This window comes from Ewingella sp. AOP8-B2-18 (assembly GCF_052376015.1).
GTDB lineage: Bacteria > Pseudomonadota > Gammaproteobacteria > Enterobacterales > Enterobacteriaceae > Ewingella > Ewingella allii.
Genome location: NZ_JBQSVB010000015.1, coordinates 1 through 16,119, shown reverse-complemented (window position 1 = coordinate 16,119; position 16,119 = coordinate 1). Strand labels below are relative to the sequence as shown.

Here is a 16,119-nt window from a genome sequence, read left to right as displayed (position 1 = left end):
AATATTTTAAATAGTATTTTAAAAACTAGGGCTATCGAAGAGCCACCTAAGTGGAGAAGAAGTGACTCTGATGCAATAGCAATTGCATCTAGCCCAGTTAACCCATGCAAGAAATTTATCTTTATCTAGCTAACAATCAGTTACACATCAAAAACAAATCATATTAATATTAAAACGATATCATTTTATGATGATTATCTAATAAAATGCTGGTTTAAAAAGATATTTTACTGCTAGTATAAGAACATCATAAGCACAGCATTTTAATATTAAAATGAGGGTAAAAAATGATTCTTACAGTTGGGAATACTAAAGGTGGTGTAGGGAAAACAACACTTGCAGTGAATATTGCTGCCGCCAGAGCCATGCAAGGCCGTGATGTCCTACTTATTGATGCTGACCGGCAGGAGACAGCACAGACGGCAATCAGCATAAGAGCACAAAACGATATCCAACCAGGTATCGCATGCTCGGCTTATGCCGATGGCCCGATTCTGCGCTCACAACTTATGCAGCAAAAAGCAAAGTATGATGATGTGATCATTGATGCTGGCGGCAGGGACTCAACAGCATTGCGTGCAGCACTCGTTTTAACAGATGTCCTTTTAGTTCCCTACCGTCCAGGCAGTTTTGATGTATGGGCTTTGCAGGATATTTCAGACCTAATTACAGAGGCACGTAGTGTGCGTGACGGGTTGAAAGCTTACTCAATCATTAACGTTGCCGATGCAAATCGTAACTCAATAGACAATAGAGAAGCTGCAGCCATCTTTACCGATTACCCGGAGCTTGAGTTTATCCCTGATCATATTGTTGGCCGTAAGGCATTTTCAAATGCTGCTGGTTCAGGCCAATGTGTCTTTGAATATAAGCCACAAGATGCTAAAGCTAATCTGGAACTTACCACCCTCATAAACATCCTATTTAACAATCAATAAAACATCATATTAATATTAAGGTGATATGAAATGGCAATTACCAAACCACCAAAAAGAACAAATGAAGCCAATGCTAAACTAGATGCTTTCATCGAAGGTGCTCCAGATGGCCAGTCAGCCAAAAAGAAAGGTGTCATTAAAGGGAAAAAACAACAAATCACGTTAACTATCACCCCAGATATCCTTGACCAATTAGACCAGAAAGCAGGAGACCTAGGGCTTTCGCGCGCGGCTCTGATCAACATCGGGATCCGGCATGTACTTAATGAAGGCGCAATGATTGGTGGGAAGAAAGACTAGAGGATGTTCTCTATCGTTTATTTTAACACTTATAATACTATCATTATAATATTAAATTGATTGTTTTTTAGAGTCGTAATAATGATTAAACACGTGCATAAAACGCAGACTGTGTTGTTTGGTGAAATATACACTCCTAGTAAATTTAGCCAGATTTTGGAAATTATTGATGACCATTCTGGTGACAGACGAAGTGTATACATGTGGAGAGGGCAGGGTGATGTGAGTTGGGCAATACATAGTTCAGCATATCGCCGTCTCTTGAAAGAAAGACGCTGGGAAGAGCCACCTTCTGAGGTGACGATGCGCGATTATGAAAGAGATCTGCTACTTAACGCTTGGCATCAGGGGTATGGCTATGAAAATGGCAGGAAGTTGACTGATTTTGAGTTACTGGCAAAGCTTCAACACCATGGTGCTGCAACAAGGCTGATCGATGTATCAAGAAATATGTTAGTGGCTTTATGGTTCGCTTGCAGATCGCAAACTGACAAAACAGGCATTCTACTGGGATGGCATATAAGTAATATTCTGGGTTTTGAAGGTCGTTCTAAAGAAAGGGGATATAACGAAATTTTTGGGGCAGGTGACACTAAAGGTCTTGATACGGGCTCACATCCTGTTGTCTGGCAACCACCTGTAGTAACAAAAAGAATTGCTGCTCAAAGCGCTGAATTTTTATACAGCAGAGTTTGTGATGACCCGGTAAGTAGTTTGGTGTTTAAAAAAGAAAAGAAGACATTCCTGGCGATTGGTCTTACGCCGGAAATGAAAAGCGTTTGTTTAAGGATCCTCGAAGATAGCTTTGATGTACGCCAGTTAACTTTGTTTCCTGATATCGACGGTTTTGGTTATGCCAACAGTGAAAATTTTGGACGTTACAGCAACGAAAGATGGTGAATGAATAGGAGAAGATCCCTTTAATCCGTTCCGAACTGAAGACTGGATCTAGTCAGAGTCTTCTGTATCAATAAGTTATCCACATATACACCCGATATTACAATTCTTAAGATCATAATTAGATCATATTAAAAAAAAACAGATCACCCGTCTCGTATTCTATTGAAAATATTACTTAAATTGGTACTTTGAGCGGTTACTTTCATAAAAGAAGCGGTTACTTTCATAAATTTAGCGTTTACTTTCATAATAAAGGCGGTTATTTTCATAACCTTTAGGCGGTTACTTTCATAAATAGTTCTCAAATTTCAAATACGGTGTGGATAAATGGAAAACTCTAATGATATCAATACACCTGAAAGTCCATTCGCGATCATCAAGAAAGATTCAGGCACAGCTTATGAACTGATCCCGAACAGCAGCAAAACTGTCCAGCCTGTAGCACTACTTAGATTGAGCGTGTTTACCCCTGTTTCACCTAAGGAAAAAGGGAAGCGGGAATTTTTGATTGATGCGTCAGAAGAACTTTCCAGCTTAGAGGTTGCCAGGCAGGAAGGGTATACAAATATTAAGATTCAGGGCGCCAAGCTCGGTATGTCCACTGATTTCAAAACGTGGATAGGGATCATTTCTGCCTTTTCAAAATACGGTTATTCCAGTGAAAAGATAACCTTACCGTTTTCTGAGTTTGCACGTATGTGTGGTTTGAAGCCCACAGATATCAACGGACGTGCCAGAACGCGTCTCAGCGACTCTCTGTTCAATTTATCGAGTGTTACCCTGGCATTTCGCAGCAAAGATGGCAAACGCTCCCTGGTAACGCATTTGGTTCAACGTGCGGTGTTAGATATGGATGCTGATCTGGTTGAAATAGTTGGGGATCCAAGCCTTTGGGAACTTTACAGATACGACCACAAGGTTTTGCTTGGGTTAAAAGCACTTTCTGAGTTATCCCGTAAAGAAGCCGCTCAGTCTCTGTATGTGTACTTTGAAAGTATGCCCCCATCTACGCTGTTTGTTTCTATGAAACGCCTAAGAGAACGTCTGGCGATGGAATCGCAGGTGAAGGACCAGAACGCGACGATCCGCAGGGCTATGTCTGATTTGAAGAAAATCGGTTATATCGACTACACAGAGACGAAAAAGGGCAGGGAGATTATGTTCATAATCCATACCCGTTCACCCAAGCTCGGATTAGCGACTTCTTAAAAGCGGTCACTTTCATAAATGTTTGCGGGAAAAGCGGTTGCTTTCATAAAAACCTTGAGCTAAGCGGCCACTTTCATAAATATCATTAAAATTGTCTTCGCTTCTCACCGTTTATGTACGAATAGTATACAAATCCAAGGGGTGTATTATGAAAGCAGCATCATTTTACCAGATTTTATGAAAGTGACCGCCTTCATTATGAAAGTAACCGCTATGCGGTTTGGATGTGCAAAAACCTATTAATTTAATATTAAAATGATATTTTATAGATATTGAAAAATTCCATGTTAATAGTCATTTTAGCTGTTTAAAAAATAATATTAGGGTGAATACACGGCTGAATGGGAAGTTTGGCAAGGATGAATATTGCCAGAAGGATGCCTATGGTAAGATCATCACAGGAATATGTCGGCAGGAGTAGCCATGAAGAAGAATACGACCCCAACATTACATGACGCTGTGTTCAAACAGTTTTTGACCCATCCCGAAACTGCTCGCGATTTCCTGGATATCCATCTGCCACCGGCGTTGCGTAAACTTTGTGATTTAAATACGTTGCAGCTGGCGTCGGGATCTTTCATCGAAGACGACCTGCGGCCGTATTATTCCGATGTGCTGTACTCCCTGAAGGCGGGCAATGGTGAAGGATATATTTATTGCCTCATCGAACACCAAAGCACGCCAGATAAACACATGGCGTTCCGCCTCATGAGATATGCCATTGCGGCAATGCAACGTCATCTCGATGCAGGGCATAAAACTTTGCCTTTGGTTATCCCGGTTCTCTTTTACCAGGGCAAAGTCAGTCCTTACCCGTATTCGATGAGCTGGCTGGATGAGTTTGAAACGCCTGAATATGCACGAACCCTGTATGGTGAAAATTTTCCACTGGTAGATATCACGATAATTCCGGATGATGAAATTATGCAGCATCGTCGGATGGCCATACTTGAGTTGCTGCAAAAACACATTCGCCAGCGCGACCTGACAGAACTGTTGGACCAGCTGACTACCTTGTTGCTCGGTGGCAACACCACGCAGGAACAGTTAATATCTGTGATAAACTATATGCTTCAGGCCGGTGAATCCCGTGACCCGGCTGCCCTGATTAATACGTTGGCATCACGCGTGCCGCAACATGAGGAGACTCTTATGACCATCGCTGAGCAGTTACGCCTTGAGGGTGAACAACGCGGAATCCAGAAAGGTCTGCAATTAGGTGAGCAAAAAGGGCGTGAAGAAGGCGAACGCGAAGCTGCATTAAAAATTGCCCGCACGATGTTGGCCAGCGGTCTCGATCGCGCAATGGTCATGAAAATGACCGGTCTGACCGAAACTGAAGTCGAGCAAATCCGCCACTAATACTCTCTGAGGTTGGGACTTACCCGACCTCTCTTTAATTTTATTTCCGCACTCATGAGCTGAGCTATTACGCCTCGCCACATCTGACTACGAGATTGCCCAGTGACCGCCGCTTACGAAACCCGCCCGACATCCGAATTATCCCACTTAGCCTGGTGTGCGCTTGTCGCTGTCCGCCTCGCGCAGCAGGAAGGAAAAGCGCAGTCCCCACTGCAACAACACCTCTTTATCATGCAGTGGCTGATGACCGCACAGAAACGGCGTCTGCTGCCCAAAAACGTCGCACCGGATATTGCATGGTTGTTGGCTCAGGGCAAAAAATATGGTTTCTCTGCCAATCTGTTTAACAAAATAGATTATATATATCGTTCCAGCGTGGGCGAACTCGCCACCCAGAGCGTACTTTTTCGCTTCACCTATTTTATCGAAACCCTTAAGACAATGGGATGGCTTGATTTTCTGGTTCCGCCTAAAGACTGGGAGAACGGCTGGAAGTGCTCTGAAACAGCTAGTGCCGTCTATACCCCAAAAGCCCAGCTTCATCCGTCATTTGATGACACCGGAGCGCTGATAAAATCTTTGCCAATACGCTTCACGGGCGATATTTCAGGTGTTTACGCCCTAATGGAACAGTGTTATCTCTCTTTCCGACAGCAACCTGAATTAACAGAGTTTTCCGTTTTTACCCTTGAATCAAGCTAATTGCCAAAGTTTAAGCGAGTAAACGAATGCTCTCAGGCCTGCTTTTAGAAAGGCCTGATTAAATCAACTCTGGCTGAGCCAGGAACCGTAAACAGCCCGGCGTCGCTCAAAGGCTTCACGTCCCCCCTCCATTACAGCAATAATTTGCTTCTGAACGGTCGGCGCATCAACTCCGCCCCCAGTAGACTTAATTTTGCCACGTTCATATTCACAGGTATGCACGTTTTCTGCATCGCCAAGAACTGGAATATTGGCATTGTGCGTGGCAAAGATAAATTGGGTCTTGGGTTTCATAATCCTGATAATCTTGATTACATCATCATAGATAGTCTGATTATCAAGGTCGTCCTCTGGCTGATCGATAATTACCACATCGTTATCTTGCTGATTCAGGACAAAAAGCATTAACGCTGAAGCTCGTTGGCCTAGTGAATGTTCCTCCAACGGTTTGCCCTTGAACTCGATGGCATAGGTATTGCGTGGCTGCCAAGTAATGAGAGTCTCTATCTGCTTTTCTAGATGTTCGATAAATGTATCGGCGGATCCCGTAACGATGGTTGAAACTTTGTCCCTGTTTAACCAGAGTTCTCCAAAGTCACTGAATTCATCAATAACAGCTTGGATAGTGCTTTCCCGCAATCGGCTACCGGTAAAAGCCTCTTTCAAAACTATCAGCATGGTTTTTTTATCATTCGCAAAGACGGGGATAATCTTCAATGCTGAATCCGCTCGGTTGACAGAGGCTAATACCGTTTCAATTTCTTTGTATTCCCCTGCCCAGAGATCACCCAGTTTGGACAGTTCCTCCTTAAGTCTTTGGTTCAGGGCTTCTTTTCCGGCTTCGGTTCGGATGAGCCCAGCGATCTTCTGCTCCGCTGTTTCCAGTCCTGATTTGAGTTGCAGAAACTCGGTCGGGTCAATTTTATCTGCACCTGCCTGTCGCAAGTCTTCGGCCAGACTACGTTCAATTTCGGCAAATTCATCATTCAGAGCATGCTTTTTCTGAGTGAAAGCTTGCTGTTTTCCATTTAGTTCTTCAAGGATTTGGCGAGAATCGGCCATGACAGTAGACAGTGTGTCAAGGTGAGCAGTTAGGCGGTCATACCCCGCACGGTAATCATCAATGTCGAGTTGGTTATGGGCTGACAAATGTACCTGCTCGGATTTCAATCCAGCGAGAGTTTCGTCAATTTTTTCGTGCAATGCGTCCAGAGCTTCGGTTGCCTGCTTGTTGGTACTGCTGATGTAACGCTCATCGCGTTCAAAGATTGTCTGCCGCTCAAGTTTTTCTTCAATACCGTGTTGTGTGTAAAAACTGAGTCTAAATTTTGCATCCTTCTCTTTCGCCTGCCACTCTGCCAACTCTTCACCCGTTTTTTTCAGGCGTAGCAACTGGCGTAACACGTCAATGACAACAGCGTTTTGGTGGCTTATTTTCTCGCGAACAGGAATCAATAATTCCCCCGCAAGTTTTTCAATTAAATCATTTTCAAATCCAGCACCGGTATTGGATAAATCTTTTTGACCAAAGTAGACAGGCTTATGCAGGATGGTCTCTCGCAAGGCAATTCCGTCTCGAACCTGCCCGTTTACGGTGATTTCAGGCGATTGACCGTAGATACGGGTGATCTGATAAGCCATCCCACGACGGCAAATCGCATCCACTGTAATTTTTCCACCGCTTTTGAGCAGATTGCTGACGAGATTTTCCTTATACTCCCTGTCAGAGGCCTTTTCACCGAACGGTATATCGAGAGCGTAACGCACCCCTTCTAAAATGGATGACTTTCCGCTTCCGCGGATCCCTATCAGGGTATTAAGCTCTGGAGAAAATCTCACAACAGTTCCTCCCAGAGAGCCGGCGCCCTCAAACGCTATCTGTCGGATATGGCTGTGTGTTACTAGCGGCATATCGGGTCTGACCCGATTATTGAAATCCTGCAATGCAAAACGCACGGCATCAAAACTATAGTTCCCCAATTTTAGGTAACAGGCGACCTTTCTGGCACCTATATCTTCAAGTTTTTTTGCATCACAACCTTGTAATTCGGCGGGATAAAGACAACCAAGACTTTCCTGAATTTTTACGCGCCAATCACGAGTCGTGACTTTCTGAAAACCAAGTGCACGGTGGCAAACATGCTCATTTTCAAAAAGTTCTTTAATCCTACCAGGAGTCATCCCACCCCATAATCCGTTATCTGCCTCAACATGAGCAAAGACAATAAAGTAATCTCGTCCATATCGGTCTAGGCTACGGATGGTCTGAACAATATTTTCCGTAGACCTGGCATTCTCATTTTCAAAGTTATCAATCCCTGCAAAGGTTGCAGTAAGGAAGCTCTGTATATGATTAGTCTGCTGCTGATTAATGAACCAGGCATCTGCAAATACCACAAGAGTATGTACACCTGCCTTACCATCATTGACCGACAACTCCACTCCCGGCAGTAATCCGATCCCCTCCCGACCAGCCGCTCTACGCAAAGCCTTAAATTCATCAACATCAAACTTGTTATGATTGGTGATAACCCCCAGCCCTATACCCGCCTCTTTGAGGGTCTTCACGTAGTCAGAAATAAATCTGTCCGGTTCGCCTCTATACCTGAATTCTTTGTCTGCCTGTGTATGGAGATGAAAATCGGCTTTAATCCAGCAACTGCCATTGTTGAAGATGGGAAACATTCCTTGACACCTTATTCATTAAAAGCTCAATGACTCATGAGCAGTATGAGTCGATTCTAGGCCGGATTAAATTCAGCTTCATTCCCTTTTCGTTTTCATCAAGCGAATTCACGATCTGACTAAAATTCCGACTCAAGGAAAAAGGTCCGCTGGTATTGTCCTATAGAACACTTCGCACCAAATTAATAACAACTGTTAATTTTCTCTATGTAATTATTAAAATTAACATGATATTTAGGTATACTCTAATGTCACCACCAAAAATTCCGCTTATTCTGCGTTGGATCATTACTTATCTGTCATGTACATTATGATCATCATTTAAGTGTCACTTAGGGTACGAAAAATGTACATTCATGGATATCTGCGTGCATCAACGAAGGAACAGGATGCTCTCCGGGCAAAAAATAGGATGAAGGGGTTCGTTGAAGAGAAAGGTTTTCGAATGGCCAGTTGGTACACCGAAAATGTCTCGGGAGCATCACTTCAGCGCCCTGAGCTTTTACGCATGCTCGATGACGCAGCACCGGGTGATATTATCCTGATCGAGCAGGTTGACCGTTTATCTCGACTGGATGAAGAAGGGTGGCAAAAACTTAAGCGGCTTATACAGGATAAACATCTTGTTGTGGTCAGCCTGGATTTGCCCACCAGCCACATAGCGTTAACTGCAGCTGCTGGTGACGAATTTACTCAGGCTATGCTGAAAGCCATCAACGGTATGATGCTCGATATGCTGGCTGCAATTGCCAGGAAAGATTATCAGGATCGGCGCAGGCGGCAGGAAGAAGGGATCATTAAGGCTAAAGCAGCTGGGAAATTTCGTGGACGCCAGGCGGACCAGCAACTGCACACAAAGATACTTGAACTTCGAATCAAAAATAAACAAAGCATCCGTGATACGGCCAGATTGTGCGGGGTATCTGAAAGAACAGTCATACGCATTGTTAAAAATTCTATCATCATGAAGGATACTGATAGGCAAATAGAATAAATACCAAAATGGTGATCGGTCGCTTTGGGGAGTTATCCGGTATACGGGAAAAAACCTAACATTTTCGCAACTCGGGTGGAAGATAAAAAAGATCTATAAACAGGAGTCCCAGCGATGACCGCCCTTGCATTCCGCCAAGTACATTACCCGTGCGGGTTGATCTGACCAATACAGACAGTGGTTTACGATCGTTTATACCCGTCATAAGATCGTTAAATTCATTGAGCCCTTCTTCAATTAGCAGCAATTGCGCTGCATCTGAATCTTCACCTACCTCAAGACTGATTTCTTCCGCTAAGCTGACCATTCCCTATGCCCTTTCAAAAGTGATAGACCCAATGCCTGAGTAATCAGTGAGGTTAGCGCGGACAACCTGGATTTACCAGTTGCCCGCCTTTTCAGAATGCATAAACACCTGCCAGATAATATGAGGTCTTAATGATTTTAACTACCACACCGCGACTCATTATTCGCGCATTCAAACAGAAAGACGCATCGGCACTTTTCGATTATCTGTCTTCACCCCGCACACCTTGTTTTCAGGACGAGAAACTCAATTCACGGGAAGATGCAACAGAAGAGGTTGACAGGAGAGCCCGTGATACCAGCCAGTTCGCTGTATGCCTAAAAGAGACTGAGGGCATCATCCAGCCTGTTTAATTCAATTCGACGCATTTCTCTCAGGCCAGAAAGCGATAAAAGATTCTCATCTTGTTGGATTTTCGCCAAACGAAAACGATCTTCGTGCTAACCCCTGCTGTTCAGCAAAACCGCAAGGCATCGACCACTTTGTGATCTACATTGCAGTATGTGATTAATGTTTTGTACTACAATTTTAATCAAGGTTAAGAACAATAATTGTGAATTGTGCGGTGATCTTGCGACGCATAGGCTCGATACAGGTAAAGTACCCGGCAACTTTTCCTTTTAGTCTTTTGTGGAGCATCTATGAGTAGCCAGGAGTTGAGCAAAACCGATCGCATTATTCTCGAGATAGGGCAGCAAATCGTCAGTGGCAAATATGCCCCGGGGTCTGCGCTGCCAGCGGAAACGGAGTTGTGCGAAGAGTTCCAGACGTCACGGAACATCATTCGTGAAGTGCTTCGCTCGTTGATGTCGAAGCGGCTGGTGGAGATAAAGCGTTATCGCGGTGCTTTTGTGGCTTTACGCAACCAGTGGAATTATCTGGATACCGATGTTTTGCAGTGGTCGTTGGCGAATGAATATGACCCGCGGCTGATCCCGGCGATGAGCGAGGTGCGTAATCTGGTTGAACCGGTCATTGCCCGCTGGGCTGCGGAAAGGGCGACCTCCAGTGAATTAGCGGTTATTGAAAAGGCGCTTAACGATATGATCGCCGATCACCAAAATCGAGACGCCTTCAATGAGGCTGATATCCGTTTTCACGAAGCGGTACTGGCGTCGGTGCATAACCCGATGCTGCAACAACTCAGTGTGGCGATAAGTTCCTTGCAGCGTGCCGTATTTGAACGGACCTATATGGCCGATAAAGCCAACATGCCGCGCACATTGAAGGAGCATCAGGATCTGTACGATGCGATACGGCATCAGAACGCAGATGCAGCAGAACAGGCGGCACTGACAATGATCGCCAGCTCGACCAAAAGGCTGAAGGATATTACATGAGAGAAAGTTATATCGCCATTGACTGGGGCTCGACCAACTTGCGCGCCTGGCTCTACCTGAACGGTGAATGTACCGATCACCTGGAGTCAGAAGCGGGGGTTACCCGGCTCAATGGCCGTACTCCTGAACAGGTTTTCCGCGACACACTTTTACCCTGGCAAGCTCATCAGGTACCGATTCTGATGGCGGGAATGGTTGGCAGCAATGCGGGATGGATGACGGTACCGTATCTGCCTTGCCCGACGCGGCTGACTGATTTCTCCAGACAGTTAACGCGGGTGGAGCAGGCCACACCGTTCAACGCGTGGATTATTCCCGGTCTGAGTGTGGTCAGCGAGGGTAATTGCAATGTCATTCGCGGTGAAGAAACACAGTTAATCGGTGCTTATACAGAATGTCCGGCTTCGCTTTACCTGATGCCGGGAACGCACAGTAAATGGGTACAGATGGACGGTAGCGAGATTGTTGATTTCCGTACCGTCATGACCGGCGAACTCCACCATTTGCTGATGCACCATTCGCTGATTGGTATCGGGTTGACTGAGCAACAGGCAAATCCGGCGGTATTCCAGCAGGGGCTGGAGAGTGGTTTCAAAGAAACCAACATTATTCGCAGTCTTTTTGAGACCCGCGCGGCGCATGTGTTAGGGCAATTAGATAAAAGCGCCGTCAGTGAATGGCTATCGGGGTTGTTGATCGGCAATGAAGTGTCGCAAATGCAGCGGCAATACGGCATCACTGGCGATCAGCCCATTACCTTAATTGGGAGTCCCAAACTGACCGCACGTTACCAGCAGGCATTGAAGTTTGCCGGACTGACCTGGCAAACGCTGGAAGGCGACCGCGCTTTCCAGGCAGGTATAAGGAGTATTATCAATGAGTTGGAATACTGAACTTCCGTTAATCGCCATTCTGCGTGGTATCACGCCACAAGACGTTCAGGCGCATGTGGCAGCATTGCTGGAGGCAGGTTTTGATGCCGTGGAGATCCCACTCAACTCGCCTGACTGGCAGCGCAGCATCAGTGAAACGGTGAAAGAGTTCGGGCATCGGGCGCTGATTGGTGCCGGGACGGTTTTACAACCTGCGCAAGTTGATGAACTGAATGCGATGGGCAGCCGTCTGGTGGTCACCCCTAATATTCAGGCGGAAGTGATTCGCCGGGCTGTGGGGTATGGCATGACCGTCTGCTCTGGTTGCGCGACCGCGACGGAAGCCTTCAATGCGCTGGATGCGGGCGCTCAGGCGCTGAAAATCTTCCCTTCCAACGCCTTTGGACCGGATTACATTAAAGCGTTGAAAGCGGTGCTACCGCCAGAAATTCCGGTCTTTGCCGTGGGGGGTATCACTCCTGAAAATTTACATCTCTATCTTAATGCCGGTTGTATCGGTGCAGGGTTGGGAAGTGATCTCTACCGTGCCGGACAGTCTGTTGAACGTACGACACAACAAGCTAACGCCTTTGTTAAAGCTTATAAGGAATCAACCCGATGAAAGTGACTAAACTAACCACCTACCGGCTGCCGCCGCGCTGGATGTTCCTGAAAATAGAAACTGATGAAGGCATTGTCGGTTGGGGAGAGCCGGTTGTTGAAGGCCGTGCCCGCAGTGTGGAGGCTGCTGTGCATGAGCTGTCTGAATATGTGATCGGACAGGATCCGGCGCGCATCAATGACATTTGGCAGACCCTCTATCGCGGTGGATTTTATCGCGGTGGTCCGATTCTGATGAGCGCGATTTCCGGCATCGATCAGGCACTGTGGGACATTAAGGGCAAAGCCCTGGGCGTTCCTGTCTATCAACTGCTCGGTGGTTTGGTTCGCGATAAGATTAAAGCCTACAGTTGGGTTGGCGGCGACCGCCCGGCAGATGTGATTGAAGGCATTAAAAAGTTGAAAGGCATTGGTTTTGATACCTTTAAACTCAATGGCTGCGAAGAAATGGGCATGATAGACAATTCACGTAAAGTTGACGATGCCGTCGCTGTTGTGGCGCAAATACGTGAAGCATTCGGTAACAGCATTGAGTTCGGACTCGACTTCCATGGCCGCGTCAATGCACCTATGGCGAAGATTCTGATCAAAGAGCTCGAACCTTACCGTCCGTTATTTATCGAAGAACCGGTACTGGCCGAACAGGCAGAATACTATCCTCGTCTGGCTGCTCAGACACATATTCCCATTGCTGCCGGTGAACGCATGTTCTCGCGCTTTGAGTTCAAACGTGTATTGGCCGACGGTGGTTTAGCCATTATCCAGCCGGATTTGTCGCACGCGGGTGGGATCACGGAATGCTTCAAAATTGCGGCGATGGCAGAGTCTTACGATATTTCGCTGGCACCGCATTGTCCGTTGGGGCCGATCGCACTGGCTTCTTGCCTGCATCTGGATTTTGTGGCGCGTAATGCGGTATTCCAGGAGCAGAGTATGGGTATCCATTATAATAAGGGTGCCGAATTATTGGATTATGTCATTAATAAAGAAGATTTTACCATGACGGATGGTTATTTCTACCCGCTGAATAAACCCGGGCTGGGCGTTGAAATTAATGAGGAGTTGGTGATTGAGCGCAGTAAGAATGCGTCTGACTGGCGCAACCCAATTTGGCGTTATGAAGATGGTGCTGTCGCCGAATGGTAACCTGCTCTATATATTATAAATAATAGAAATATCAGGTAAAACTATATCAATAAAGCAATTAATAATATCGATATATCTGTATTTGTTTTTATTCCACATTACGTGGAATGGCCATCTTATGCCCTGACACCAGGGACAGACTCATTAAGGTGATAATAATGAACATCGATCTGTGCTCTACAACACTAAAAAAATTAAACGCAAAAATAATACCTTTTATTATTATTTGCTACTTTGTTGCCAATCTGGATAAAACCAATATATCCGTTGCGGCACTGCAAATGAATGCCGATTTGGGCCTGTCTGCCAGCATGTATGGCCTGGGTGTCGGTATGTTCTATATCTCCTACATCATTTTTGAAATACCCAGTAACGTCATTATGACGCGGGTTGGTGCACGCATCTGGATTGCGCGCATCATGATTACCTGGGGGGTTGTCAGCGCCGGGATGTCACTGGTCCATACGCCGACACAACTGTACGTGATGCGCTTTTTGCTGGGTATGGCAGAAGCCGGGTTTACACCGGGGATTATCTACTATATCTCCTGCTGGTTTCCCAAGAGCAACCGCGCCCGTGCCATGTCGTTCTTCTATATGGGATCGGTGCTGGCGTCAGTGATTGGATTACCGATTTCCGGCAGTATTCTCAATATGCACGGCATTGCCGATATCGCGGGCTGGCGCTGGCTGTTTGCGATGGAAGGCATCCCGGCCATCATTCTCGGCTGTCTGGTACTGTTACGTCTGCCGGATACGCCAAATCATGCCACCTGGTTGAGTGCGGACGAGAAAAAATGGCTGAACACCCGGTTACAACAAGAGAATGGTGACGTAGAAGTAGGGAAACATCATTCATGGGCCAGTGCGCTCAGGAATAAAGTGGTATTGATGTTGAGTCTGGTGTGGTTCCTGCAAGCATTTTGCTCAATTGGTATTACACTCTTCCTGCCGCTCATTATTAAAAGTGTGGCTACAGAACAGAGTAATTTCGTTATTAGCGTTTTGTCGGCCATTCCTTTTGCCTTTGCAGCGATCTTTATGTACGTGAATGGACGTCATTCGGATCTCACCAAAGAGCGCTCGCTACATCTGGGAGTGCCGTTGATTATTTCCGGCTTACTGCTGGCTGCCTCGATATATACCAGCAACCTCTTTATTGCCTATATTATGCTGGTATTGACTGTAGGCTTTAACTTCGCACTGACCCCGATATTCTGGGCGGTAACGACCGAAAAATTAGCAGGTGTCGCTGCGGCGGCTTCTATTGCTTTCATTAATGCCATTGCCAACTTTGCCGGTCTGGGATTGCCGCCATTGCTGGGAAAAATAAAGGATGTCACCGGCAGTTTCCATTATGGCTTATTGATCATTGCTACGGCACTGGTTATCGGCGGCATCGTCGGTATCTATGTCGGCCGTCCGGCTAAAGTAATAGCGACAAAATCGTCAGCCTCATCATTATCGCAACACTAAGGTCTCGTTATGAAGAATATCGCGGTTAAACAGAAAGTATTAAAACAGGCATCGCTGCCAGATCAGTTGAATGCGCAACTGAACGCGCTATACGATGTGTATGAATACAACGACATGGCCGCCGGGGAGTTTGACCGGTTAGCCGCCGAGTTTCGTGTAGTACTCACCAACGGCGAAGCCGTGGTCAGTCGCGAATTTATGGGACGGCTACCTAACCTTGAACTCATCAGCGACTTTGGTGTTGGCTATGACGGTATTGATGTTGCCGCAGCAAAAGAGCGTGAGATCGCTGTGACCCATACTCCCGGCGTATTGACGGATGACGTCGCCGACCTGGCCATGGGGTTGATACTGGCAACGTCACGCCAGATCCCCGCAGCACAACGCTTTATCGAACAGGGAGCATGGCAGAAGGGCGGTTATCCCTGGACCCGTAAAGTCTCAGGGGCGCGGTTAGGCATTATTGGCATGGGGCGTATTGGGCGTGCTATCGCCAAACGCGCTGCGGCATTTAATATGTCGATCGCCTATACGGATCGCGCCGCACTTGCCGACACGGATTACACCTTCCATGCAACATTGCTATCGCTGGCCGGGGCGAGTGATTTTCTGGTGGTCTGTACCAACGGTGGTGCCGAAACCCGCGGCCTCGTTAACCGCGATGTATTGAATGCTCTGGGCGCGGAAGGCATTCTGATCAATATTTCCCGTGGTTCGGTAGTCGATGAGCGGGCGCTGATTGAAGCCATCGAAGAGGGGACACTCGGGGGAGCCGGTCTGGATGTTTTCACCGACGAACCGCACGTCCCGCACGCATTGTTACACCGGGCAAATGTGGTGGTCACGCCGCATATGGCCAGTGCTACCTGGGCGACGCGCAAAGAGATGTCGCGTCTGGTGCTGGAAAATGTCAACGCCTATTTTGCTGGCGAGCCGTTGGTGACACCTGTTCCGCAGTAAGCGAATGAAAACGTATTCTGCATTTAAATCAAAGCGCGGCGTTAAGCCGCGCTTATTGATTGTCAGCGTTAAACCCCCATCCGGGAGGGGATAATTGTCCCGGAGCGGAGGGAAGACTGGAAATGCCTGAGGTATTCAATGGCAGAGGGGTCTGAAGCCCAACCGTACGGAAACGTACGCTAAGTATGTTTTTTGAACAACCTAGCTGTAGCGACCTGCGTTTATAAATGGCCAAACCTGCATTTATCGCACTTTTTCAGCCCACATTAGCTGCAACCAGCGCGAGGCCTAAACCCACAATACGGGGG

General features: G+C 46.6%; 14 protein-coding genes and 2 pseudogenes. 14 read left to right on the top strand and 2 right to left on the bottom strand.

The annotated features are described in order from the left end of the window. Nucleotides 1-287: 287 nt before the first annotated feature. The 6 genes from ACT3RR_RS20665 (at nucleotide 288) to ACT3RR_RS20640 (ending at nucleotide 5,411) form a co-directional block, all read left to right on the top strand. Nucleotides 288-938: an AAA family ATPase gene (locus tag ACT3RR_RS20665; protein WP_140475075.1), complete on the top strand. Its 651-nt coding sequence runs from the start codon at nucleotides 288-290 to the stop codon at nucleotides 936-938. 30 nt (nucleotides 939-968) lie between these two features. Further along, a complete protein-coding gene (locus ACT3RR_RS20660) occupies nucleotides 969-1,238 on the top strand; it encodes a ribbon-helix-helix domain-containing protein (protein ID WP_496201046.1) in 270 nt (89 codons plus the stop codon). Between the two features lie 81 nt (nucleotides 1,239-1,319). Continuing rightward, the gene (locus tag ACT3RR_RS20655; RefSeq protein ID WP_496201045.1) at nucleotides 1,320-2,138 is read left to right on the top strand and encodes an FRG domain-containing protein; all 819 of its coding nucleotides are present in this window, start codon (nucleotides 1,320-1,322) and stop codon (nucleotides 2,136-2,138) included. A gap of 327 nt (nucleotides 2,139-2,465) precedes the next feature. Beyond that, the gene (locus ACT3RR_RS20650) at nucleotides 2,466-3,347 is read left to right on the top strand and encodes a RepB family plasmid replication initiator protein (RefSeq protein WP_275859725.1); all 882 of its coding nucleotides are present in this window, start codon (nucleotides 2,466-2,468) and stop codon (nucleotides 3,345-3,347) included. 423 nt (nucleotides 3,348-3,770) lie between these two features. Next, on the top strand, nucleotides 3,771-4,709 hold the full coding sequence (locus tag ACT3RR_RS20645) for an Rpn family recombination-promoting nuclease/putative transposase (protein WP_213052962.1): 939 nt from the start codon (nucleotides 3,771-3,773) through the stop codon (nucleotides 4,707-4,709). A 102-nt stretch (nucleotides 4,710-4,811) separates the two neighbouring features. Continuing rightward, nucleotides 4,812-5,411: a DUF2913 family protein gene (locus ACT3RR_RS20640; RefSeq protein WP_496201044.1), complete on the top strand. Its 600-nt coding sequence runs from the start codon at nucleotides 4,812-4,814 to the stop codon at nucleotides 5,409-5,411. Between the two features lie 63 nt (nucleotides 5,412-5,474). Here the strand turns inward: ACT3RR_RS20640 and ACT3RR_RS20635 are convergent, their stop codons facing one another. After that, nucleotides 5,475-8,096: a TrlF family AAA-like ATPase gene (locus ACT3RR_RS20635; RefSeq protein WP_496201043.1), complete on the bottom strand. Its 2,622-nt coding sequence runs from the start codon at nucleotides 8,094-8,096 to the stop codon at nucleotides 5,475-5,477. A gap of 346 nt (nucleotides 8,097-8,442) precedes the next feature. Here ACT3RR_RS20635 and ACT3RR_RS20630 point away from each other — a divergent pair, with 346 nt between their 5' ends. Beyond that, complete coding sequence (locus ACT3RR_RS20630; RefSeq protein ID WP_491728786.1) at nucleotides 8,443-9,090, top strand: recombinase family protein; 648 nt, start codon at nucleotides 8,443-8,445, stop codon at nucleotides 9,088-9,090. A 64-nt stretch (nucleotides 9,091-9,154) separates the two neighbouring features. Here ACT3RR_RS20630 and ACT3RR_RS20625 read toward each other — a convergent pair. Further along, nucleotides 9,155-9,397 (bottom strand): annotated as a pseudogene (locus ACT3RR_RS20625) (GNAT family N-acetyltransferase); the annotation flags it as partial. A 131-nt stretch (nucleotides 9,398-9,528) separates the two neighbouring features. Here ACT3RR_RS20625 and ACT3RR_RS20620 point away from each other — a divergent pair. From ACT3RR_RS20620 to ACT3RR_RS20590, 7 genes and pseudogenes are all read left to right on the top strand, one after another. Continuing rightward, nucleotides 9,529-9,738: pseudogene (locus tag ACT3RR_RS20620) on the top strand (GNAT family N-acetyltransferase); the annotation flags it as partial. A gap of 300 nt (nucleotides 9,739-10,038) precedes the next feature. Continuing rightward, the gene (dgoR, locus tag ACT3RR_RS20615) at nucleotides 10,039-10,737 is read left to right on the top strand and encodes a D-galactonate utilization transcriptional regulator DgoR (RefSeq protein WP_496201042.1); all 699 of its coding nucleotides are present in this window, start codon (nucleotides 10,039-10,041) and stop codon (nucleotides 10,735-10,737) included. Beyond that, nucleotides 10,734-11,630, top strand: a complete 897-nt coding sequence (locus ACT3RR_RS20610; RefSeq protein ID WP_496201041.1) for a 2-dehydro-3-deoxygalactonokinase — start codon at nucleotides 10,734-10,736, stop codon at nucleotides 11,628-11,630. Before dgoR ends, ACT3RR_RS20610 begins: the two co-directional genes overlap by 4 nt. Beyond that, nucleotides 11,614-12,231, top strand: a complete 618-nt coding sequence (locus tag ACT3RR_RS20605; RefSeq protein WP_496201040.1) for a 2-dehydro-3-deoxy-6-phosphogalactonate aldolase — start codon at nucleotides 11,614-11,616, stop codon at nucleotides 12,229-12,231. Before ACT3RR_RS20610 ends, ACT3RR_RS20605 begins: the two co-directional genes overlap by 17 nt. Further along, nucleotides 12,228-13,376 (top strand): galactonate dehydratase, encoded by a 1,149-nt coding sequence (dgoD, locus tag ACT3RR_RS20600; protein WP_496201039.1) that lies wholly within the window; start codon nucleotides 12,228-12,230, stop codon nucleotides 13,374-13,376. Before ACT3RR_RS20605 ends, dgoD begins: the two co-directional genes overlap by 4 nt. A 158-nt stretch (nucleotides 13,377-13,534) precedes the next feature. Further along, a complete protein-coding gene (locus ACT3RR_RS20595; protein ID WP_013575994.1) occupies nucleotides 13,535-14,851 on the top strand; it encodes an MFS transporter in 1,317 nt (438 codons plus the stop codon). Nucleotides 14,852-14,860: 9 nt separating this feature from the next. After that, entirely contained in the window at nucleotides 14,861-15,811 is a 951-nt protein-coding gene (locus tag ACT3RR_RS20590; protein WP_496201038.1) for a 2-hydroxyacid dehydrogenase, read from the top strand. Nucleotides 15,812-16,119: the final 308 nt, after the last annotated feature.